The organism is Serinicoccus marinus DSM 15273 (genome assembly GCF_008386315.1).
GTDB lineage: Bacteria > Actinomycetota > Actinomycetes > Actinomycetales > Dermatophilaceae > Ornithinicoccus > Ornithinicoccus marinus.
The window spans coordinates 2,201,602-2,221,767 of sequence record NZ_CP043808.1 but is presented as its reverse complement, the minus strand read 5'-3'; the positions used below and the strand labels follow the sequence as shown (position 1 = coordinate 2,221,767).

The 20,166-nt window shown below is 67.9% G+C and carries 19 protein-coding genes and 4 pseudogenes; 14 read left to right on the top strand and 9 right to left on the bottom strand.

Going from position 1 to position 20,166, the window contains the following annotated elements:
* Position 1: 1 nt before the first annotated feature.
* A pseudogene (locus FU792_RS10540) lies at positions 2-493 on the bottom strand (hypothetical protein); the annotation flags it as partial.
* A 22-nt stretch (positions 494-515) separates the two neighbouring features.
* A pseudogene (locus FU792_RS19245) lies at positions 516-740 on the bottom strand (hypothetical protein); the annotation flags it as partial.
* On the opposite strand from FU792_RS19245, the gene FU792_RS10535 reads away from it, so the two are divergent.
* Both FU792_RS10535 and FU792_RS10530 read left to right on the top strand, forming a co-directional pair.
* Complete coding sequence (locus FU792_RS10535; RefSeq protein ID WP_022924911.1) at positions 703-1,497, top strand: GNAT family N-acetyltransferase; 795 nt, start codon at positions 703-705, stop codon at positions 1,495-1,497. The pseudogene FU792_RS19245 and the gene FU792_RS10535 sit on opposite strands and share 38 nt — an antisense overlap.
* A gap of 25 nt (positions 1,498-1,522) precedes the next feature.
* Positions 1,523-1,951 carry a hypothetical protein gene (locus FU792_RS10530; protein WP_149814746.1) on the top strand — a complete coding sequence of 143 codons (429 nt, stop codon included), beginning with the start codon at positions 1,523-1,525 and terminating at the stop codon, positions 1,949-1,951.
* Positions 1,952-2,101: 150 nt separating this feature from the next.
* On the opposite strand, the gene FU792_RS10525 is transcribed toward FU792_RS10530, so the two are convergent.
* Positions 2,102-5,827, bottom strand: a complete 3,726-nt coding sequence (locus FU792_RS10525; RefSeq protein WP_022924909.1) for an FtsK/SpoIIIE domain-containing protein — start codon at positions 5,825-5,827, stop codon at positions 2,102-2,104.
* A gap of 349 nt (positions 5,828-6,176) precedes the next feature.
* On the opposite strand from FU792_RS10525, the gene FU792_RS10520 reads away from it, so the two are divergent.
* From FU792_RS10520 to FU792_RS10510, 3 genes are all read left to right on the top strand, one after another.
* Positions 6,177-6,623, top strand: coding sequence for a hypothetical protein (locus FU792_RS10520; RefSeq protein ID WP_022924908.1), 447 nt, complete (start codon positions 6,177-6,179; stop codon positions 6,621-6,623).
* A 260-nt stretch (positions 6,624-6,883) separates the two neighbouring features.
* Positions 6,884-7,267: an RNA polymerase sigma factor gene (locus tag FU792_RS10515; RefSeq protein WP_161600243.1), complete on the top strand. Its 384-nt coding sequence runs from the start codon at positions 6,884-6,886 to the stop codon at positions 7,265-7,267.
* Between the two features lie 11 nt (positions 7,268-7,278).
* Complete coding sequence (locus FU792_RS10510; protein WP_161600242.1) at positions 7,279-7,671, top strand: helix-turn-helix transcriptional regulator; 393 nt, start codon at positions 7,279-7,281, stop codon at positions 7,669-7,671.
* A gap of 35 nt (positions 7,672-7,706) precedes the next feature.
* Here FU792_RS10510 and FU792_RS10505 read toward each other — a convergent pair whose 3' ends face one another.
* The 3 genes from FU792_RS10505 to FU792_RS10495 form a co-directional block, all read right to left on the bottom strand.
* Entirely contained in the window at positions 7,707-7,916 is a 210-nt protein-coding gene (locus tag FU792_RS10505; RefSeq protein ID WP_149814743.1) for a hypothetical protein, read from the bottom strand.
* A gap of 308 nt (positions 7,917-8,224) precedes the next feature.
* A complete protein-coding gene (locus FU792_RS10500) occupies positions 8,225-8,749 on the bottom strand; it encodes a hypothetical protein (protein WP_149814742.1) in 525 nt (174 codons plus the stop codon).
* Between the two features lie 931 nt (positions 8,750-9,680).
* A complete protein-coding gene (locus FU792_RS10495; RefSeq protein WP_237740020.1) occupies positions 9,681-10,712 on the bottom strand; it encodes a RelA/SpoT domain-containing protein in 1,032 nt (343 codons plus the stop codon).
* A gap of 384 nt (positions 10,713-11,096) precedes the next feature.
* Between FU792_RS10495 and FU792_RS10490 the strand changes: the two genes are divergently transcribed.
* From FU792_RS10490 to FU792_RS10465, 7 genes and pseudogenes are all read left to right on the top strand, one after another.
* Entirely contained in the window at positions 11,097-12,041 is a 945-nt protein-coding gene (locus tag FU792_RS10490) for a hypothetical protein (protein ID WP_149814741.1), read from the top strand.
* Complete coding sequence (locus FU792_RS10485) at positions 12,034-12,669, top strand: recombinase family protein (RefSeq protein ID WP_033418820.1); 636 nt, start codon at positions 12,034-12,036, stop codon at positions 12,667-12,669. The genes FU792_RS10490 and FU792_RS10485 overlap by 8 nt, the downstream gene beginning before the upstream one ends.
* Positions 12,670-12,706: 37 nt before the next feature.
* Positions 12,707-12,919: a hypothetical protein gene (locus FU792_RS10480; protein WP_022924900.1), complete on the top strand. Its 213-nt coding sequence runs from the start codon at positions 12,707-12,709 to the stop codon at positions 12,917-12,919.
* A pseudogene (locus tag FU792_RS19240) lies at positions 12,919-13,191 on the top strand (zeta toxin family protein); the annotation flags it as partial. The gene FU792_RS10480 and the pseudogene FU792_RS19240, both read left to right, overlap by 1 nt.
* Before the next feature lie 87 nt (positions 13,192-13,278).
* Positions 13,279-13,911 (top strand): annotated as a pseudogene (locus tag FU792_RS17940) (ATPase, T2SS/T4P/T4SS family); the annotation flags it as partial.
* A 99-nt stretch (positions 13,912-14,010) separates the two neighbouring features.
* Positions 14,011-14,922, top strand: coding sequence for a DNA-methyltransferase (locus FU792_RS10470; RefSeq protein ID WP_022924898.1), 912 nt, complete (start codon positions 14,011-14,013; stop codon positions 14,920-14,922).
* A gap of 590 nt (positions 14,923-15,512) precedes the next feature.
* Positions 15,513-15,959: an EVE domain-containing protein gene (locus FU792_RS10465; RefSeq protein ID WP_149814740.1), complete on the top strand. Its 447-nt coding sequence runs from the start codon at positions 15,513-15,515 to the stop codon at positions 15,957-15,959.
* Positions 15,960-16,290: 331 nt separating this feature from the next.
* Here the strand turns inward: FU792_RS10465 and FU792_RS10460 are convergent, their stop codons facing one another.
* The 3 genes from FU792_RS10460 to FU792_RS10450 all read right to left on the bottom strand — a co-directional run bounded on the left by FU792_RS10460 (position 16,291) and on the right by FU792_RS10450 (position 18,878).
* Complete coding sequence (locus tag FU792_RS10460; protein ID WP_022924897.1) at positions 16,291-17,625, bottom strand: ISL3 family transposase; 1,335 nt, start codon at positions 17,623-17,625, stop codon at positions 16,291-16,293.
* 309 nt (positions 17,626-17,934) lie between these two features.
* On the bottom strand, positions 17,935-18,276 hold the full coding sequence (locus FU792_RS10455; RefSeq protein WP_161600241.1) for a DUF6416 domain-containing protein: 342 nt from the start codon (positions 18,274-18,276) through the stop codon (positions 17,935-17,937).
* Between the two features lie 215 nt (positions 18,277-18,491).
* Positions 18,492-18,878, bottom strand: coding sequence for a hypothetical protein (locus FU792_RS10450; RefSeq protein ID WP_022924895.1), 387 nt, complete (start codon positions 18,876-18,878; stop codon positions 18,492-18,494).
* A gap of 418 nt (positions 18,879-19,296) precedes the next feature.
* Here FU792_RS10450 and FU792_RS10445 point away from each other — a divergent pair, with 418 nt between their 5' ends.
* On the top strand, positions 19,297-19,533 hold the full coding sequence (locus FU792_RS10445) for a helix-turn-helix domain-containing protein (protein WP_149814739.1): 237 nt from the start codon (positions 19,297-19,299) through the stop codon (positions 19,531-19,533).
* The gene (locus tag FU792_RS10440) at positions 19,533-20,084 is read left to right on the top strand and encodes a hypothetical protein (protein WP_033418819.1); all 552 of its coding nucleotides are present in this window, start codon (positions 19,533-19,535) and stop codon (positions 20,082-20,084) included. The genes FU792_RS10445 and FU792_RS10440 overlap by 1 nt, the downstream gene beginning before the upstream one ends.
* The last annotated feature ends 82 nt before the right edge of the window (positions 20,085-20,166 follow it).

The following is a 20,166-nucleotide window of genomic DNA, read 5'->3' as shown; positions in this document are numbered from 1 at the left end:
GCTAGGGAGCCTCGCTGCGGGCGGTGCGCTCGCTGAGGTCGGCCCGGCGGTCGGCCTCGCGCGCCTGCTCGGTCGCCTCGCGCGCCTCGGCGGTCTCCTCGCGCGCCTCCCGGCGCTCGTGCTGGGCGACCGAGGCGCGATAGTCGGCCTCCACCCGGTCGATCCAGGCGCGTGCCTCGGGCTTGCCGTGGAAGCGCACGATGCTCCAGACGATGAGCCCGATCGCGATCGCGCTGGAGGCGAGCATGGTGATCGCCACCGGGCGCCCGCCGAAGAGCCACCAGGCGTCGTCCAGCGGCCACCACCCGGGCGGCGGGGGAGAGATCAGCCAGACCACGCCGACCGCGATGAGCCCGGCGGTGATGAGCAGGGTCAGGGCGATGCGGGGGATGGTCTCGACGCTCTCGGCGGCGCCGCGCAGCGCCCGGATCTTGACCGGCATGGTCCACCGGCGGGCCCATTCGTACTGCGTCGACAGGATCGCCAGCCCGGCGAAGGTGCCGCAGGCCGGGGCCGGGGAGCAGCAGCATGAGGACGCCCGCGACCAGGACGACCCACCCCAGGGTCTCCAGGACGATGCGCTTGGCCGCCGCGTTCACCTGGACAGGGTAGGTCAGCGTCCTGACGGGCGCGAGCGGCGAGCACCGCCCCGCTCCGACCGAGCGCGCGACCCCGTGTGACGGATGTGGCAGGCTACGCGCCGTGACATGGAGCCAGGTCGACCGTGACGAGCTGCTCATCCGCTCCGGCAAGGACCCCTTCGTCCGCTTCGCGACCAGCCACGAGCTGGTGGCGGTCGCGGGCCCGCACGGCTGGGCGTGCGCCAGTCCGTGGCGCCCCGGCTCGTGTCACTGGGGCGGCGCCGCCGTCGTCGGGCCGGACGCGCCGGCGGACGCCGAGACCGCGGCGCTGCGGGCGATCGCGCTAGCCGCCCCTGATCTCGCGCTGGAGTGGTTCTCCACCGAGGACGGGCGAGAGCTGGCGCTGCCCCCGGCCTACCTCGGCACGGGCTCGGGTCGGTGGTCCTTCATGTGGTGCGAGCGCACCGCCGCCGCGGTCGACCCGGCCGGTCTCTCGGCCCAGGGCCTGGAGCTCGTCGAGCTGGCCGACGACGCGGACGCCGACCTGCTCGACGCCTTCGGTCGCACCCATGGCGAGGATCCCTACATGGGCTTCCCCGGGCACGGCTTCGCCTCGCTGTGGCTCGCCGCCCGCGACGAGGTGGGGCAGATCGTCGCCGTCGGGGCCCTGCACGAGCTCGGCTCCGGTATGCCCCACCTCGCCGGCCTCGTCGTGCGCCCCGAGCTGCGCGGCCAGGGGATCGGCGCGCTGCTGACCGAGGCGCTCACCGCGCGGGCGGTGCAGGAGGCCGGCGTCTCGACCCTGTCGGTCTTCAGCTCCAACGCCGGGGCGATCCGCCTCTACGAGCGCCTGGGGTATGCCACCGCGCACCGCTTCCTCACCCGCGAGCTCTCCCGGGCCGGCCACCCGGCCTGAGGCGGACTCGACCTACGATGGTCGGGTGAGCGAGCGGCATACCCCAGCGACGCCGGCCCCGATGCCGCCGGCGACGGAGCGCCAGCGCACCGCCGGGCAGGTCGCCGCCTCACTCGTGGCGCTGGAGGCGGTGATCCTCGCCGGGTTCGCGGTGTTCTACCTCGTCGAGCTGGTGCGGGGCCAGGGGCAGGACCTCATGATCGTCATCATGTCGGTGGTGACGATGGTCGTCTTCATCATCGGCCTGAGCTACACCGCGCTCGGCCTGTCGCGCCGCCACCCGCGCTCGCAGGCTCCCGCGATCGCCTTCAACTTCTTGCTGGTGCCGCTGGGCATCGCGCTGCTGCCGCTCGCACCCTGGTGGGTCGGCGTCGGCACGCTCGCCCTCGGGGTGGTCACCGTGGCCGCGACCTTCCTCATGGGTCGGCTGGAGGATCGCGACCAGACCGCCTGAGCCGCGGCCGTGAGTGGACCACTGAGAGCCGGTTCGTCCACTGAGCGCCCCGATGTCACCTGAGAGCCTCCTCGTGCAGGCTGTCGAGTGACGAACCGGCTCGCAGTGCAGTAGCGCGCGACCCAGACGAGGAGCACGCGTGACCCCGTCTCACCCGTCCGGGGCGACGACCTGGACCCGCGTGCAGCGCCCGCGGTGCACCAGCACGCCCCGGCCGGGCAGCGGGAGGTCCCCGACCGGGACGCTGACGCCCAGCACGGCTCCGTGGCTGGCGCTGCCCGGCTGCAGTACCACGCCGGTGCGGGCGCGGGCGGCCTGCGGGACGAGCCCCCGGAAGGCGCCCGCCGCGGCCTCGGCGTCCGCCGCGACCAGCAGCTCCATGCGGTATGCCGTCGCCACCTCGACCAGGGCGTCCTCCAGCGGTGACCCCGCCAGGAGGTGGGCGTCGTCGACCACGAGCAGGCCACCGGTGCCGAGCCCGGCGCAGGCGCGACTCACCTCCTCGACCTCCGGCGGGGAGGCGGGGTCCACGACGACCGCGGGCCGGCCGTCGCGCAGCCGGGCGAGGGCGTGGGTGCGTCCGGAGCCGGGCGGCCCGATCACCAGCACGGAGCCTGCGGGGCGCGGCACCGGTGCCGCCTCGTCCCCGCCGACCGCCCACTGCCCGCTCCCGGCCGACCACCGGCGGGGCAGGGCACGGCATACCAGCGGCGGGTGACCCTCGGGGCTCACCGGCTGGCCAGCGGAGGGGAGGACGACGTGCGCCTCGGTGCCGTCGCGCATGCTCACCAGTCGCCCCGGCGGTTGTGTCGAGGGGAGCTGGTGCGGCCGCAACCCGGTCATGAGCAGGTCGCTCGGGTCGTTGAGCCGCAGCGCCCAGGTGCTCGGCAGGGTCGAGGCGACCTTGCCGAGCAGCAGGCTACGGTCGCCGCTGAGCAGGGCGACGACCCCGACCGCCGGGCCCTCGCGCAGGACGCGCAGGGCGACGTCGACCGCACGGCCTCGCTCGACCGGCTCGAAGAGGTCGACGAACCGGTCCCAGCCGTCGAGCACCAGCACCACAGGGACGTGCTCGGCCCCGGCACCGGCCGACTGACGTGCGCGTACGACTCCCTCGAGTCGGTCCAGGACGCGGATGCCGTGGGCCAGGTCGTCCGGCTGGACCCACCCGACGAGACCTGGGTGCTCGGCGGCCTCCGTGCCCTCCAGCCCGCGCCCGAGGTCGAGCACGACGAGCCACGCGCGGTCGGCCCGGCTCAGCAGGGACCGCAGCGCCGTCGTACGCCCCGAGCGCGCCGCGCCGACGAGACCCACGTGATGGTCCCCGTCCCAGGTCAGCGCCTCCCGCGCCTGCCGGGACGGGACGTCGGCCAGCGCCCACGCACGAGGCTCCCCGGAGAGCGTCCCCAGCTCCTCCGGCAGCGGCGGGTGCCAGACCACCGGCGGGTGCAGGTCCGCCTGCTCGGCTGCCTCCCGCAGCGTGGTCGCGAGCGTGCCGAGGTCGTCCGCCTCCGCCTCCGCCTCCGCGGGCCGGTCCAGCACCCGTCGAGCGGACCAGATGTCCGGCACGACCCGGACGTCCCACCCGGACGACGACCGGCGGCGGGGTGGGCCGACGCGGGCGACCTGGACGGCGCGGGGGAGGTCGGCGCCGGTGCGCCAGAGCGCGAGGCCCGGTCTGCCCTCGGGGAGCAGCGCCGCCTGGGCGGTCTCGATGACGTCGTGCGAGTCCGCGGAGTCCCGCAGTCGCAGGGCGATGCGCAGGTTGACGTTGGCCCGCAGGTCGGGTCCGACGACACCGGCCGGCCGCTGGGTGGCGAGCACCAGGTGGACCCCGAGGCTGCGCCCGACGGCGGCCAGCCGGATGAGGCCGCCCATCACCTCGGGGACCTCCTCGGCCAGCACCCGGAACTCGTCGATCACCACCACGAGTCGTGGCAGGCCGGGCACCTCGGCGGCGTCCTTGACCCCCGCGGCGGCGACCACGCCCTCCCGGCGGGTCAGCTCGGCCCGGAGCGAGGCGAGCACCCGGCCGGCGAGGTGCGGGTCGAGGTCGGTCACCATCCCCGTGACGTGCGGGAGCAGCGCGCAGTCGCCGAGCGAGGAGCCGCCCTTGAAGTCGACGAGCAGCAGCGCGAGGTCGCCCGGCGAGCGGCGCAGCGCCAGCCCCACCACGAGGGAGCGCAGCAGCTCCGACTTGCCGGCGCCGGTCGTCCCGGCGACGAGGGCGTGCGGTCCGTCCCGGACCAGGTCGATCGTCACGGGGCGTCCCGCGGCGTCGTGACCGAGGTCGACCGCGAGGCCCGGGTTATGCCCCGCCCACGTGGTGAGCGCGTCCTCGACACTGTCGGGCCACCCCACCAGCTCGCCCAGGGGCGGGGAGCCGCCCGGCAGGGCCGGTGCGTCGGGATCGCCGTCCACCGCGTCCCGGGCGCGCAACGGAGCGAGCGCGTGCCCGAGCGCCCGGGCGCGGGCCAGGCCCAGCGTGGTCGGGGTGAAGGTCACTTCGTCCTGCCCAGGGACCTGGAGGACGGCTCGGGTGCCGGAAGTGAGCACGATGCGGGTGGCGCCCGCCGGCGCCTGCGTGACGTCGTCGACCAGGAGGAGGTCCTCCCCCCACCGGAGTGTTCTCCCGTCGGGAGTCGACCCGCTCGTGCTGGTCTGCGGTAGCCACCCCAGCAGGTCCCAGGCCGCACCGGGCGCACGCGCAGGGTCGAGCAGCAGCGTCCACTGCGTCGGAGGGTGACGGGTCGCGAGCTGCAGGACCAGGGACCGGGCGAAGGCCTCCCGGAGCGCCCGTTCTCCGCAGACCACCAGCGGGCCTGCCAGGGTGAGCGGCAGCGGAGCCGCGTCGTGCCACAGCGCCTCGCCCTCGAGCCGCACCGACGACGGACACGCGTACTCGCCCAGGCATACCTCCAGGTCCTCCGCCGAGCACTCCCAGAGCGACGTCGAGGGGTGCGGCACGAGGCTGGTGGTCACGCCGACCAGGCACGGATGCCTGTCGCGCAGCAGCATCAGCTCCTCCGCGAGGTAGCGCCGCGCACGGTGTTCATTCTTGCGGCGTACCCGTGCGTGCTCCACGAGGGCCTCCTCGTGCTCCAGCCGCGCGGCCCGGCGGTCGCCCAGGAAGTGGCCCAGGACCATCGCCGGGCCGAGCAGCCCGAAGAGCAGCAGCCAGGGCATCCGCAGGAGCAGCGCGACGGCCAGCGCCACGGCGAGCGGCAGGCTCCACGTCCAGGCGCTCGGCGGCCGGACCCGACGACGCGCCGCCGCGGCCGGCGTAGCGAGCTCGCGGGTCGGGACAGCACGCGCCGAGCGCGGCCACGGGACCACCTCGCGGACCCCGCCGCCGCGCACCTGACGCGCCGGAGCCGGGGGGCGCGGCACGAGCACGACACCGGATCCGCCGATGAGCAGCCGGTCACCCACCGGCCACGTGCCGGACGGCTGCCGCGTGCCGCTCTCCCAGGCCATGCCGTTCGTCGACGCGAGATCCTCGACGCGCACGCCGTCGCGGTCCTGGCGCACGCGCAGATGGCGTCGCGACAGCCCAGGGTCGGCGATGGTCAGGTCGCAGCGCGGGTCCCTGCCTACGGTGACCCATCGCCCAGGAGGCAGGGCCGCGGTGCCACCCGCGTCCGGACCGGTGGTCACGACCAGCCGGGGCAGCCCCGCCGCCTCCTCCGGAGACGTCCCGCCGTCGTCGAGGTCGCTGCCGTGCTCCAGGGGCAGGGAGCCCCGCTCCTCGGGTTCTCCTGTGAAGGCCGGGCCGTCGACATGCCGGCGCAGGTCGCCGACGGTCGCGCCGTCGGGAGCGGTGACCGCGAGATGCTCCACCCGGTCCCGGCGTGCCCGCGTGACGATGACTCGCATACCCCGATCTTGCGCAGGTCGATCTGCGGCCCACCCGAGTTATCCACAGGTGGGACCGTGGCCGGCGTCGATGCCGCTCGGCCACCTACAGTCGTGGGCAGAGGGCGAGACCCTTGGCAAAGCCTACGCCTACTACTCGACGGCCAAGAACCTCTACCAAGACCGTCTTGGACTCACCGTCGATCCGGTCCGGTGGTGTGGCGGCATGTACTGCCGGGTCAGCCTCGACAAGCTAGCGAGAACACGTGGTGTGACATAGGTCACATATATCGTGATTCTACGTGGTCCACCGCTCTAAGGGGGTGTGTCGGCAACCAGGCCGGACCACTACCGAAGAAGGTGCATCAAGATGAACAAGACCACCAACATCCTTCACCTGAGCTACGCCCAGCTGCGCACCATCGTAGCCGTTCTCCTGGCGTTGGCGGTGTCGGTCGCGGGCATGACCGCCCTGCCGTCGCGAGCTGAGGCCGCGCCGGCTTCCACGGCCGCAGTCGCGCAGACCGCGGCCGTGACCCCGGTGAGCACGTCGGTCATGCTGCCGTCCATCAGCGCCCGCTGCGGCAACGGTCGCTGCACCATCTACCTCAGCCACCGTGAGACGCGAGCCCTGGGCAACGGTGCCGTTCCGGCCGCTCCTTGGTTCGTGCCGTGGCAGATCAAGGCGGCCTACTACCCGACTGCCTACGCGCACAAGTACTTCGCCCGGTCCTACGCCAACCGGGGACTGTGCTCGGCGTTCCGGCTGGACATCCGGCCGTGGGCGACGCAGGGATATGTGGCTCGCTACTGCTGATCTCCCCTGACACCCGCCGGGGGTCGAGACGAATCTCGACCCCCGGCGCGGTTGTGTCCCGGTCTGCTCGGCAGGCTGGCACACTGACGGCCATGCCTGAAGAGTGGGGGAGTGCCGAACGCCGCATACTGCAACGTCCGGATGAGCCTGCCTCGATCACAGAGATCGCGGAAGCCGTCTCCTCGTATGCCTCCCGGTACATGGCTCCCTATAGAAGCAGGATGGGCTCTGACTGGGAGGACGCGTTGCAGGACGTCACTATGGCGATCTTCAACAAACGTCTGGCTGGACATGCAATTCGAAAGCCAGGGCACTACTTCGCGAAGACGGCCCGCAATGCTTTCGTCAGATGGTGCAACCGCAACAGCGAACGCGAGCATCCTGTCGCCGACATCAGTGTCTACGCACGAGCGGTGGTACAGGCGTCCGAGGACAGGGTGGTCGACCACCTGGAGGTCACGGCACTGCTCATTTCTCTGCAGGAGATATTGACTGTGAAGGAGCTCGACGCTTTTGTGCACGTCGAGTTGATGCAGTGGACTGCGGCAGAGTACGCGCGGTCAACCGGCGCCCCGCACAGCAGTGTGAGTTCGCGGTTGGCAGCCGTGCGCCGTAAAATTAGCGTCCGTTGGCCCAGGGAGTAGGATCGATGAGCATGAAGCCCCAGCATGAGGGCACCGAGCCGGAAGAGGACCTCCTCGAGGCCGCCTCCTACGCGTTCCACGACGCGATCTACCGCGCCCAGGTGAGCCCTGAGGAGGACGCCCAGTTGCAGAGGCGTCTGGTGGCGATGGCCTTGATGTCCGTCAGCTCGCGTGGCAGGCGGCGCAAGTTGGGGGGCGACGCGCTCAGTGTCGAGGATCTACGCCTCACCTCAGAGGAACGACAAGTTGTTGGTCTTTGGCTAGAGGGAAATAATAACTCTGATATTGCGTCTGAACGGCAGGTTTCAGTAGAAGAGGTAGATGAGGTGATGCGTCGACTGATGCGTCGCAACGGGGTTACTTCAGAACGCGCACTTGAGCAACTCATTGCATCTACGCATTGACGCTTCCTGATCACACTAAGCGCGGGCCACCGAGCTCACCACACATCGCCGTCCAGCGCGCAAGCGAGGGTCGCTACCTCTATCTCGGCCTGCCGAAGACATTCGCGCACGCCGGTCAGAGAGGCCTTCTCCGGGTTGGCCTCTACCGTGGCTGCGTACTGCTCGAGATGAGAAGCGGCCACACGGGCCACGAGTTCCCAATAACGGCTCTTCACCAAGAGAGTCGTTGGGTCATTCTGGTTCATGCTCATCTCCCGCTCAGTCACTGAGGGCATAAGAATCCCCGGTAGGGGTTTCCTGGCGGGTGATGCTGAACTTGGGCGTGTCGCGAGCTCTTCACACACTTGCGAAATGTGCATGAAATAACGTGGGCAGCGGAGAAATCGATTTGAACCTACTCGCGGTGGCTGCCACACGGTTCTCAGCACATCACAACTTAGACCTAACGCTGTCAGGCGTCAAGAGGGCCCGCGTAGCGCAGCCAGAGCTTGGACGGCCCGAGGATCCCGGGCAAGGCCCCTCGACTCACCTGGTGGCGTGGGGAGGCTCGGGTTCAGCGCCCGAGCAGCTCGTCGATCGCGTCAGCGCGAGGCAATGGCGCGCCGGCGAGTTTGGCGGAGTCTTTCCACGCCTGGGAGGCAGCTCGAGCCTTGTCGTCGACAAGCGCGGCGCCGGTCAGGTGGTAGACGTCTCGGTAGCGCTGGCGATCAAAAGCACTCCCGCCGGGTCGAGTGGGGAGGCTGGCTCGTTCGACGACCAGCAAGCCGCGTTCCACCAGCTCTCGAACCCCCGCGGCGCGGGTGCGGGAGCTGATGCCGTAGCGGGCGTCAAACACGGATGTGCTGAACCAGACGGGCTTGCCCTCACCGCCCTGTTCGGACAGGAGGATGAGCAGCATCACGAGGGCGGGCCCTGAGAGCACCTGCAAGTGCCCCCGGGTCCAGAGGGCGTTGCTGACCTTGAAGTAGCGGTGTGCTTCCGCCGCGGCCTTGCCGCGGCGGTTGGCCTGTGCCTTCAGGTAGGCCTCGGCGGGCGGCCGGTAAGGCTTGCGTGAGCCGTCCTCCTGGAGCAGCGTCACCTCAGTGACCTGTCCGGGTGTTGTCTCCGTCAAGATCAAGCCGCGCTTCTCAAGCTTGTTCAGCGCCTCTCGTACCCGTCGCGCACCCTTTGTTGGGGGATCCTCGAGGTCTAGGAGAGTGGCCCATCCTCGAGCGGGGTGGGAGGTCGAGAACGGCGGGGAAGAGCATTTCCACAACAGGGCAAGTAACAGCCGGATAGGCACGACGCCGCTGCGTCCTCCCCGGTAGAGCTCCACGAGCGGCGAGGGGGCGCCCTCTGAGCCCCGCACGAAGGTCTTCCGCACGGGAGCGGCATCACGACGCGCAGCCCCACGATCTAGGTGCGTGGCCGCGCGTACAGACTCCTCAGAGGCAGCGGTAAGGCCGAACTGGCGCTCAGCGCGCTCATGGCGGTCCCACGCGCTAGGCTCGCTCTGCGAGTCGCCAACCTGCGCGTCGACCCTCTTGTCGGGGTCCACCGAGATCATCAGGCCTCCATCCCTCTGTTAGTGAGCGTATGTGGCACACTGTACGCGAACGTAGGGGTACCCTGCTATAAAAACGCATACTGTTGCTTCACAATAGCGTCAAATTTGACATTGTCAAGGCCCATCGGTATCATCAATTGACCTGTCCTCTATGGCCTGCTAGTCTACAGACATGGAAGAGGCGCCCTGGGTGCCGACTCTTAGCGGCGACACTAGCCAAGTGTCGTGCGCGGAGATCTGACGAGGACTGGCCTACATTAACCTGTTCCCCGTGTACTCAGATGAACGTCTGCCGGGTATTTTTCTCGACCGAGACCTGCAGACCGCTTCGAGGGCCGTGACCCCGGGCTGGCCGCCCGTGGGCCGGCCCTTTCTCTATCTTTGGCGGGACCGCCGGCCAGCCTGGCTGTGGCGAGGTCGCATGACCAGCCCGGCCGCCGCCTCAAAGGCAGCTTCTCGTGTGTCACGATCCTCGAGGGAGCCGGCCGTCCAGATGAGCTCGCACAAACTTGGTGAACCGGTCGGTATCCGCGAAGTAGTTCGGGTATGCGTCGCGCAGTTGGCTGATGCGCGCGATGTTGATGAGCACCGCATCCAAGTTCTCGTCATCCAGGGCCTCAAGCTTGGTTAGTCGAGCCTCGGCCTCGGCCAGTGTCTCGTGGACCGTCACGGTGAGAAGCCCCTCACGGCGCCAAAGCTCGAGCGTCAGCATGTTGCGTCGGTCCGTACTCGCGTGCTCTCCCACGACCTTGGAATAGCCACGGAACCGGCCCAGGACGCCCACGCGGGCCTCCAGCTGCGCCAACTCATCCGTCAACTCTTCGGGCGACCCTTCGGCGCCAGGCACCGGGGCGGTGCGCTCGTCGTGGGCCATGAGGGAGGCCACCAGGACGAAGAACCGAAGAATGTCTGGATCTCCCTTCCCGTACTTCAACTCACTGCGGGAGAACAGGTCGATAGTCTCAACCGCCGTCGCCCAGGCGTGCTGCAGCTGCGTGCGCACCTGCAGCTCAATCCGTAGGCCGTGATATTCGCGCTTGGAGGCCCCGTACTCGTAGACCAGATGAACACCTCGGTACCCGGAACTACGCGGCCCTGGGTCGTCGCGCAGGTAGTCGTATGTCTTCTTGACGCGGTTCTTGCTGCGCGGCAGGTCCACCAGGATGCCGACTAGCTGATCTACTTCGGCGACTGTGTCGAAGACCACGCGGCAACCACCGAGGTCCTGCATGGTCGTCACGCTCATCCTGGGATGGCGCTTCAACTTGTCGATGATCGTGGGCAGGCGTTTGCGACGCTCGGCGACGACCGCGTTCGGATTGACGTCGAGCGCGCGCTGCCGCACGGTCATGGTCACAGCGTTCAAGGGAAAAGCGTGGGCCAGGCGGTAGTTGCTGAGGATGTCCCGGGCCGTCTGGATGTCCTCGAATGATCCAGTCCCCTTGCCAACCACGCGACTTGCACGTTGGACGGCCTTGTTGGAGTGCTCCGGCACTACCCACCTCTTCATAACGAAACCGTATCTGGACGCGCCGACACCCTGTCGGTGGCTAGGCGAAGCGAATCCTCTTGAGTCAACGGCGTGTCAAGGGTGGCTCACTGACGATCGTTTCCGAGCCGGCTCTGGCGGGACGCGCCGAGTCAAGCCACGGCTGGGGTAGCGGTGGCTCGATAGGCTGACTCGGAACCCTGTCGGCTCGAAAGCCGTCACCGATTCAACTTTCGTAGCGGCTGGAGGTGACTCATGAGCGAAGACACGCCCACGCCATCGGGCCTTTGGACTCCGGCTCGCGTTGTCACGGCGATGGGGCTAGGGACTGTCGCCCTGGGATTCGTGACTCCGGAGCGGGGAAGTTCCTTGCTCCATTGGGTGACCTACTTGACTCTGCTGCTCGCCGCCGTCATCGTCGCGGCGGCAAGACCGGGTCAGTTCTTCGCCCGCGAGCGGCACGGCACCTCATTGTTGGCGCGGCTCGTCGCGGCTCTTCTTCTCGTTGTCTTTCTCGCCGGCGCACTCGCGTTGAGCAGTCTTGGTGCAGGGTGGGGCGTTCAGGTCGTAGTCCTTGGGGCGTTGTGGCTGGCCGTCGTAGCTCTGGGAGCGAGTTCGCTGAAGGCTGACGCTGACGAGGTTGCTGCAGGTGCTGCGGGTGGCCTTCTCGGGGTCGCTGCCCTGCTGGCCGGGGTCGCATACCTGCGCGATGGAGAGGTGTTGGGCGGGGCCACGCTCCTTCTACTCGGGGTCGCAGTCCTGTTGGCCGGGGTCGCGTTGCTGCGCGGTAGCGCTGCGCTGTTCGCGGTCGCGGCCTGGCTGGCCGGGGTCGCGGTGCTGCTGGGCGGGGTCGCGGTGCTGCGCGGTGGAGATGTGCTGGCCGGGGTCGCGTTGCTGCTGCTCGGGGTCGCTGCCCTGCTGGGCGGGGTCGCGGTGGTGCGTGGTGGAGTTCCACTGTTTGGGGTCGCGGCCCTGCTGCTCGGGGTGGCAGGCCCGCTGTTCGGGGTCGCGGGCGTGCGTGGTGGAGTTCCGCTGGTTGGGGTCGCGGCCCTGCTGGCCGGAGTCGCGGTGCTGCTGGGCGGGGTCGCGGTGCTGCGCGGTGGAGATGTGCTGGCCGGGGTCGCGGTGCTGCTGCTCGGGGTCTCGGTCCTACTGTTCGGTGTCTCAATGCTGCTGGCTGGACAACTGCTGTTTGGGGTCGCGGCCTTGATCTCCGGGTTCGCGATGCTGCTGGGCGGGGTCATGGAGCTGCGCGACAGCCGACTAACCGCGGTCGTCGCATCGTGGCGTGCGTGGCTGCTGCGCCCCCGTGACGAGGAGGGGTCTGATGGTTGAGCGTGGGTATGCGCGGGTGTCGACGCTGGAGCAGTCGGCCGAGCTGCAGGTCCGTGCGATGGTGGCTGCCGGGGTGCCCGCTGAGGGGATCGTGACCGAAGCGGGCAGCGGCCGCGGTCAGCGCCCGGGCTTAGACCGGCTGCTGGTGGAGCTACGGGAGGGGGACCGGTTGACGGTGTGGCGGCTGGATCGGTTGTTCAGGTCGACGAGGCACATGCTCGAGGTCGCGGAGGACCTGCAGCACCGCGGGGTGGCGCTGCGTTCGTTGCGGGACGCGATCGACACCACGACGTCGACGGGACGGTTCTTCTTCACGGTGACCGCGGCGGTCGCGCAGCTGGAGGCTGACCTGATCAGTGAGCACACTGCGGCGGGCCTGGAGGCCGCACGGGCGTCGGGGAAGCAGCTGGGCCGGCCGACGTCGATCACGCCGGCACAGGCGGCTATGGTGCGTCGCCTGCTCGGGGAGGGCGCGAGCCAACGGGCAGCGGCCGCGGCGACAGGGTTGTCCCGGGGCGCTGTCGGGCGCCTGGCGCGGGGCGAGATCTCCACGCTTCGGATCCTCGAGGACGACGCCGAGGCTGACCTGCTTGGTATCGTCGAGGATCAAGGAGATCCACATGTCTAGTCGACTGGCTGCCGCACCACACACGAACGATCCTGTCGTGCTGTACGACGTGATGCGTGAGACTGCGACCCGCGTGATCGGGCAGTTGGTCGCCCGTCAGGACGCTACCGAGGACCCAGGTGAGCGAGCGCGCCTGTGCCAGGCTCGCCTCGACGTGAAGCGTCGCGTGCTCGACGTCGACGTCGACGACGCGGGTGCGGTCAGGTCTATGACGGATGAGCTGCGGGCGGAGTACGACGCTCTGTTGTGATGAACCGGGACGAGCTTCGGGCGAGGTTCGTCGAGCACATCGCCCCTGAGCTCGACGCGTGGCCGCGGGGAAACGGTCAGCCTGTCGTGGTGCTGGTGGGTGGCCAGCCGGGTGCCGGCAAGACCCAAGCCCTGAGCCGCCTGGTCAGGGGCTCGTCGCCCGCGCCTTACCCGGTGATCGGTGATGAGCTGCGGGCATACCACCCGGACTACGCGCGTCTGGTCGAAGAGGATCCGCTCCGTATGCCGGAGGTCACCGCTGCGGCGTCGGCAGCCTGGGTGTCAGGATCGGCCGGAGCATCCGGTGCGGGTATGCCGGGAGGCGCAGCTCGCAGGAGAGTGACGGGGAGGCAGGGGAAGATGTCGGCGACGGCGTTGCAACTGCTCGAGGACGACGTCCGCGAGCTCATCCGGCGACGGCGCCTGGACCCCACCCGCGACGACGCGGCCGTGCACGACCTGGTCGGCGAGGTGCTCGACGACTACGACGACCGCTCCCTGGTGGGCGGGCTCGTGCCGATCACCGACCGCAAGGAGGCGCACCGCGCCCTCGTGGAGTCGGTGGCGGGCTTCGGGCCGCTGCAGCCCTACCTCGACGACCCGGCGGTCGAGGAGATCTGGATCAACGAACCGACCAGGGTCTTCGTCGCCCGCAACGGTCGCTCCGAGCTCACCCCGACCCTGCTCAGCGAGCAGCAGGTGCACGACCTGGTGGAGCGCATGCTGCGCAGCTCCGGCCGTCGGGTCGACCTGAGCAGCCCTTTCGTGGACGCGAGCCTGCCCGACGGCAGCCGTCTGCACGTGGCGATCCCGGACATCACCAGACGGCACTGGGCGGTCAACATCCGCAAGTTCGTCGTCGCCGCCGACGAGCTCGCCGACCTGGTGCGGCTGGGCACGCTCTCCGCCCAGGCGGCACGTTTCCTCGAGGCCGCTGTGGCCAGCGGGCTCAACATCCTCGTGGCCGGAGGCACGCAGGCGGGCAACGCCACTACTCCCAAACACACCCATCAGCCACAAGCTCGCTGCCAGGCCACGACGTGGCTCCTGAGCCTGCGAAAGAACCGGGCCGCCAAACAGTAGGGTGAGGACGTGGCCTCCCTTGACCTGACCTCCAACCTCGTTGTGCACGCCGACAACGCCCCTGCGCTGTCGCTGCTGCCTTCAGGCAAGTTCACGATGATCTACATTGATCCGCCGTTCAACACCGGGCGCTCTCAACGTCGGCAGTCTCTTACGACGACTCGGTCCGAGACCGGCCGACGGGTTGGATTCAAGGGCCAGACGTACGAGACGGTTCGCGGCTTGGTGACGTCGTACGACGATTCCTTCGCCGACTATTGGGCGTTTCTGGAGCCTCGTCTAGAGGAAGCTTGGCGGCTCCTGGCGGACGACGGAACGCTTTACCTTCATCTTGACTACCGAGAGGTGCATTACGCCAAGGTTCTGCTCGACGCACTTTTTGGACGCGATTGTTTCTTGAACGAGTTGATCTGGGCTTACGATTACGGCGCCCGGAGTACGAAGAAGTGGCCGGCTAAGCATGACAACATTTTGGTCTACGTGAAGAATCCCAAGACCTACTACTTCAATAGTGAGGGTGTCGACCGGGAGCCATACATGGCTCCCGGATTGGTTACGCCCGAAAAGGCGGCCAGAGGAAAGTTGCCAACAGATGTTTGGTGGCACACTATCGTGTCTCCGACCGGCAAGGAAAAGACTGGTTACGCGACTCAGAAGCCGATGGGTATTGTACGGCGGATGGTCGAGGCAAGTAGCCGCCCCGACGATTGGGTGTTGGACTTCTTTGCGGGAAGCGGAACGCTTGGGGCTGTCGCACAACAGATGGGTCGCAATTATGTGTTGATTGATAGCAACGACGAGGCAATCAAGGTTATTCGTCAGCGGTTGGCGCCCGACGACGCACTCGATACGAGCCAGGTGCGATTCGTTGATTCGGCAGAGTGTGATGCCCTCATCGCTGAGCCTGACAGGAGTGCATGATGACGGTCTTTCCTCGCATCACTGACCCCGAGGTAGTGGTTCTCGCGGGCTTGGCGGCTTCGATGGAGGTCGACTACACGCGAGGTGATGACGACCCGTGGGCCGGCAGTCCCTTCGCGTGGATCCTTCAGCAACCCTCACGCGCTCGGGGGGCCATCGGCGAGAAATTGGTGGCGGGTTGGTGTGCAACCAAAGGATTCGATGTCGTTCGCTCGCCTGACAGTGAGGCAGATCGGATCATCGAGGGACACAGGGTTGAGATCAAGTTCTCGACTTTGTGGAAGTCGGGTGGGTACAAGTTTCAACAGATACGCGAACAGAATTATGAGTACTGCCTCTGTATTGGCGTGTCGCCGTTTGCCGCGAGCGCGTGGCTGCTGCCGAAGTCGGTGTTGCGCGAGTACGTAATCGGACACATGGGTCAGCACACGGGGGCTGCCGGAAGCGATACTGCTTGGCTCGGTTTTCAGGCCGATCGTCCTTATTCTTGGATGGCGCCTTACGGAGGTTCCCTAAGTGCCGTACGCGACCTAATTACTGACGCGGGAAGAGGGCCTCATTCGTAGTTCAACTAAGGTAGGGAGTTTCCCATGAGCTGGTTTCTGTGCACCATTGCGCGCACAAGCGTGAGAAATTGGGACCTTTGTAAAGAGGTTGGGCTTTGGGGCGTTTCTACCCACGCCAAGAAGACAAAGTTGGCGCGCGCGCGTGAAGGTGATCGGTTGCTGGTGTGGCAGTCCGGCAAGGGTTACATCGCGACCGCCGCCGTCCTGGGGCCCACTCGCCCCCCCGCCAGCGCGGCTGAGGCACCTTGGCCAGAGGGTCTACATCGCTACGGTCTAGTCATTCCCATTGCAGTTGACATGGAGTTGGAACGTCCTCTGTACCTGCGCTTCGAAAAGAACATTCAGGAGCGGACGGGTCTTTCCAGCTTTCAGTTCCGCCGCGGTTTCGTAGCTGTCCGCGATGACGCTGCGTCGGCGGCTCTCGAAGCGATGCAAGGTCATCCAACTGCGGAAGCAGACCAGGCGTCTTGACGTTCGGTTACGGGGCGGCTCGGGGCCCGGGAGGGTCCCCGGGCCGGCGCTTGACTTGAAATAGCAACACAACTCGGGCGGGTTCCTGGTGACTATACGGGGGCGTCGATCCGATCCGGGCCGTCGTTGAGAGTCGGAGGAGCCGGTCAAGGGGCGCGGAGCGGCGAAGCGGACCCTTGAGCGGCGGGGGAGGCGCCCTAGACTGACCGGGCGGGGCGACGGCGCGGGTGACGTTTCGCGCTCAGGTGGGTGACAACCGTGTAGTTTGCCTGCTAACTTCCTCGCATCGGCGGGAGCCCACGTGTCGGGCTCTTCGTCTTTGGGGGTGGGGTCAGAGGTTGAGTCCTCCGCCGATGAGGAGCATGCGGAGGCGGTAGTTCTCGAAGTTGGTGAGGCCTCGGGCGATGCGGCGGTGGAGCTCGATGAGGCCGTTGATGGCCTCGGTGCCGCCGTTGGTGGCGCCGGTGTCGAAGTAGGCCAGGAACGCGTCTTTCCACTTCCGCAGGGTCCGGCCGAGCCGTGCGATCTCGGGGATCGGGCAGGAGGGGAACGAGGCGACGATGCGCTCGGCGATCCTGCGGCCTTGGGCCTTGTCGACCTGCTTGTACGCGGCGCGCAGCTGCTGGGCGCACTGCCAGGCCAGGTCGACGACCTCGTGCTCGGGCCGGGCGGCAAGGGCCTTCTCGATGCGGGCGCGTTGCTTGTCCGTGAGGTTCTCCGCCCCGGCCCGCAGGATGTTCTGGATCCCGTACAGAGGGTCGCCCTTGCGGCCCCGGTGACCGGTCGTGGCTTGCTGCACCCGCCGCCGGACCTCATCGACGCACTTGGTGCCCAGTGCCACGACATGGAAGGCGTCCAGGACCGCGGTCGCGTCGGACAGCTCGTCATCGATCGCGGTCTTGTACCCCTGGAACGGGTCGAGGGTCGCGACGTCCACACCGGCAGCGAAGCCCTCGCCGCGTTCGGTGAGCCAGTCGGCGTACGCGGCGCGGGTGCGGCCCTGGACCAGGTCGAGCAGACGCGCCCTGACCTGCCCGTTCTCATCCGTGGACAGGTCGACCATCCCGGTCAGCTCCTTCGGGCCACGACCACCCTCCTCGGGCGGCTTGGTGGACACATGGTGCCACACGTGCTCATCCACCCCCAGGATGCTCACGCCGACGAAGCGGGACTCATCGTCGGCTGCGTCGGTCAGGATCGGCTTGATCGCCGACCACACCGTGCGCCACCCCACCCCGAGCTGACGGGCCACGCCCAGCACCGAGGCGTGCTCGGACCGGATCTGGCCGATGGCCCACCGCGCGGCCCGGGTCGTCAGCAGCCCGCGCGGGCGGGCCAGGGCGGGCTCCTGCTCGGTGAACGTGCCCACCTCACAAGAGTCCTCGCGGCACCGGTACCGGCGCTTGCGCCACAGCAGCACCACCGGTGTGGAGAAGCACGGCGCATCGACCAGCCGCGCCACCCGTCGCCCGTGCGACTCGGCCACCACCCCGCAAGCCGGGCACCCAGCCGGGGCCGGCGCCGACTCCACCGTGACGGTGAGCAGGTCCGGCGCCCGGTCGACCTTGAGGACGTGCAGGCCGTCCAGGCCGAGGAGGAGGTCGCAGTCGTGGCAGTACGCGCTGTCCGCGCCCGGGGTACGGCAGCACGACGTAGGCTGATTCACGTCGAGGTCCTTGGCGATCAGGAGAGGTAAGAGTCCTCTGATCATCGGGGACCTCGACCCCGCCCCAGCCTCAACCAGCGCGTCGGCGCGCCGCCCTCACCCCACCCTCAAAGACGAAGAGCCCCGTAAGGGTGAGGGTGCTGAGCTACGGCGAGTGATGTTTGCGACGCTGAATGACCAGAAGCGCGCGCCGTCCTGGAGCGCGTACGGGGCGAATCCTCAGAAGCCGGAAGGCGCTGAGTAGCCTGCGACATGCAAGGACCCCCGGTACTTCGGATACCGGGGGTCCTTGCTTGTCGCCACGCCGCCTCAGGCCATATCGCGCGCCTCCCTGAAGACGCGAGCGGTCGTCTCCTCCATCCAGTAGTTGGACCCGCCGGTCGAGAGGCTGTGCGTCCTGAACAGCGGCTCCTTACCCGCGCGCTCGCAGTGCTTCTTGGGCCACGACACCATCCCGGCCAGCATGTACATGGTCTCCAGGCCCGCCAGCTCAGCGAGCCGCTCGCTCCCGTAGTGCTTTCCCGGGTTGTCGATCATGACGTCGAAGACCTTGCGCGCGGCCACGGTGAACTTGCTCCAGACCTCAGCGGCCAACGTCTCGTCGCCGTCCGTCCAAACACTCGTAGAGACCGAAGAGGCCTCCTGGGCCATCTCGGACCCATCCTCGAGCCAACGAGCGAAGGCCGCGTAGAAGGCCGCGATCCTGTCGCTCGGGACAAGGACGGTGACATTTTGACTGTTCATGCTACTTCCTCTCGAGGGAGCGCCGCAGGGTTGCGGCGCCATACAGACAAGTATGAGCCATGGCTCTTCATAGGTCAAGCCATAGCTCCGAGAGGTTAGTGCCGGCTCGCCTCTGCGTCCTTTCAGTCCTCCTCAGCGGCCTCGGACCGGTTAGCGCGGGTAGTTGGCCGTCCGGACGACTTCGACGTCTCAGTGGGCTTCTCAGCCTTCGTGACCAGGCGCTTGCAGGCGGGGCACCACTCGGCGGTGCGCCCCTTCGTGCCAAGCAGGCACGCTTCCTTGAGCGACTTGGCTCCGGCGTGCTTGCCGTGGTCGAGGCAGACGGCCACCCACGGCGAGTCCGACTTCACTTCAGCGGTGCCAGTGCGAGCCACGCGGTACTTCGTGCCATGCGGCGTCTTGCGCGTCAGGTCCACCTCCGGCTTGGGCGCGGTTGACTTCGGCGCCGGCGCGGACTTCTTTGCACCGGCGGTGCGGCGGGTGGCGGTCGACTTGTCGGTGGTGGTCATGCTATCCTCTCCCGAACCGGTACCTCCGGTCCGTTCGAGTCCAGATCGAATCCGCACAAGTGTTCGATGTCAACCGACCGGGTGAAGTTGCAGGTCAAGGCTCGACGTCAGTGGGGGTGACCTGCTGCTCGGTTCTGGCCCCGGGCGGGGCTACTATTGGTCTTACGACGGGCGGACCCGGAGCCGACTAGGCACCTTGCAAGTCCGCACGTCGCACGCTGAGAATGCTCGGCGGGGTGTCCACACCAGCCTCGTGAGCGATGCGGGAACCGTTCGAGGTCAGACCCCGAGTTCGGACCGCCGGAGAAGGCGCGCATGGCGCGCAGGACGTACCGGCCAGAACTCCAGCGACAGGTGCAAGACCCATCTGTCTGGAGTTCCCATGCAAAACCAAGGCACGCAGCCAGCGCGCGTCATCATGTCGCAGCAGCGCTACACGACGCGTCAGGCGGCCGCCGCCATCGGCGTCCCCTTCATCCACCTGTCGAACGTCCTCAAGGGCCGCGTACGCCCCTCGGACGCGGTCCGTGAGCGGCTGCCGCAGCTGCTTGGCACCTCCGTCACCGTCCTGTTCACGCCGGAGATGTTGAAGGAGCCGTACGACTCCAAGCGGGCAGCCAGGGCGACCGCGGACGTCGAGGCGGTGGCTCGGTGATGAGGATCTACAGCGAGTTCATCGCCCTCGCGAAGCAGCAGTACGACGCTGGCTTGACGCGTGAGGAGATGTTGGAGACCGACATCGCGCGAGCCAGAGATAGCGGCTACTTCCGGGCTGCCGCCGTCCGGCTGAATGGTGAAGGGCCAGGCATCTTCTGGTCCGAGAAGCGCTTCGAGTTCATGGCTCGCGTTGCCCGGCTGGCTCTCAAGAATGGGGCGGCAGTCGGGTGGACGTTGAGCGACAAGGACGCGTTCATGCGCGAGCTGGAGCTGATGCCTGTGACGGAACACGTGGCGAACCTCTTCGGTGAGGACGAACGGCACTTCGCAATCCCCCAACTGGTGACTCACTCGCATGCGCGGGACATGGCCGAGATCGACCGTTTCGGTGACGCGACCCTGTGCACCGTTTGCGGCGACGAGCGGGGTCGGTACGTCCACCTTCAGTGGAACGTCTACCCGTCCTTCCTGAACCACTACTACATCCGCCTGTGCCGGGCCTGCTCGGTGAAGCATCTGGAGGTGGACGTCCATGCACTCACGTTCTGAGAACAGCATCGCCCTCGGCGACGGTGTCACCGAGGGCGAAGCGGTGCGGAAGGTGCATTCCACTAACCAGACCTCAGATAAG

Coding starts and splice junctions, on each gene's coding strand:
- FU792_RS10520 (WP_022924908.1), top strand. CDS start 6,177: ATGAACAAGACCACCAACATCCTTCACCTGAGCTACGCCCAGCTGCGC.
- FU792_RS10455 (WP_161600241.1), bottom strand. CDS start 18,276: ATGGCCCAGGAGGCCTCTTCGGTCTCTACGAGTGTTTGGACGGACGGC.
- FU792_RS10510 (WP_161600242.1), top strand. CDS start 7,279: ATGAAGCCCCAGCATGAGGGCACCGAGCCGGAAGAGGACCTCCTCGAG.
- FU792_RS10485 (WP_033418820.1), top strand. CDS start 12,034: ATGGTTGAGCGTGGGTATGCGCGGGTGTCGACGCTGGAGCAGTCGGCC.
- FU792_RS10445 (WP_149814739.1), top strand. CDS start 19,297: ATGTCGCAGCAGCGCTACACGACGCGTCAGGCGGCCGCCGCCATCGGC.
- FU792_RS10450 (WP_022924895.1), bottom strand. CDS start 18,878: ATGACCACCACCGACAAGTCGACCGCCACCCGCCGCACCGCCGGTGCA.
- FU792_RS10440 (WP_033418819.1), top strand. CDS start 19,533: ATGAGGATCTACAGCGAGTTCATCGCCCTCGCGAAGCAGCAGTACGAC.
- FU792_RS10505 (WP_149814743.1), bottom strand. CDS start 7,916: ATGAACCAGAATGACCCAACGACTCTCTTGGTGAAGAGCCGTTATTGG.
- FU792_RS10515 (WP_161600243.1), top strand. CDS start 6,884: ATGGCGATCTTCAACAAACGTCTGGCTGGACATGCAATTCGAAAGCCA.
- FU792_RS10465 (WP_149814740.1), top strand. CDS start 15,513: ATGAGCTGGTTTCTGTGCACCATTGCGCGCACAAGCGTGAGAAATTGG.
- FU792_RS10525 (WP_022924909.1), bottom strand. CDS start 5,827: ATGCGAGTCATCGTCACGCGGGCACGCCGGGACCGGGTGGAGCATCTC.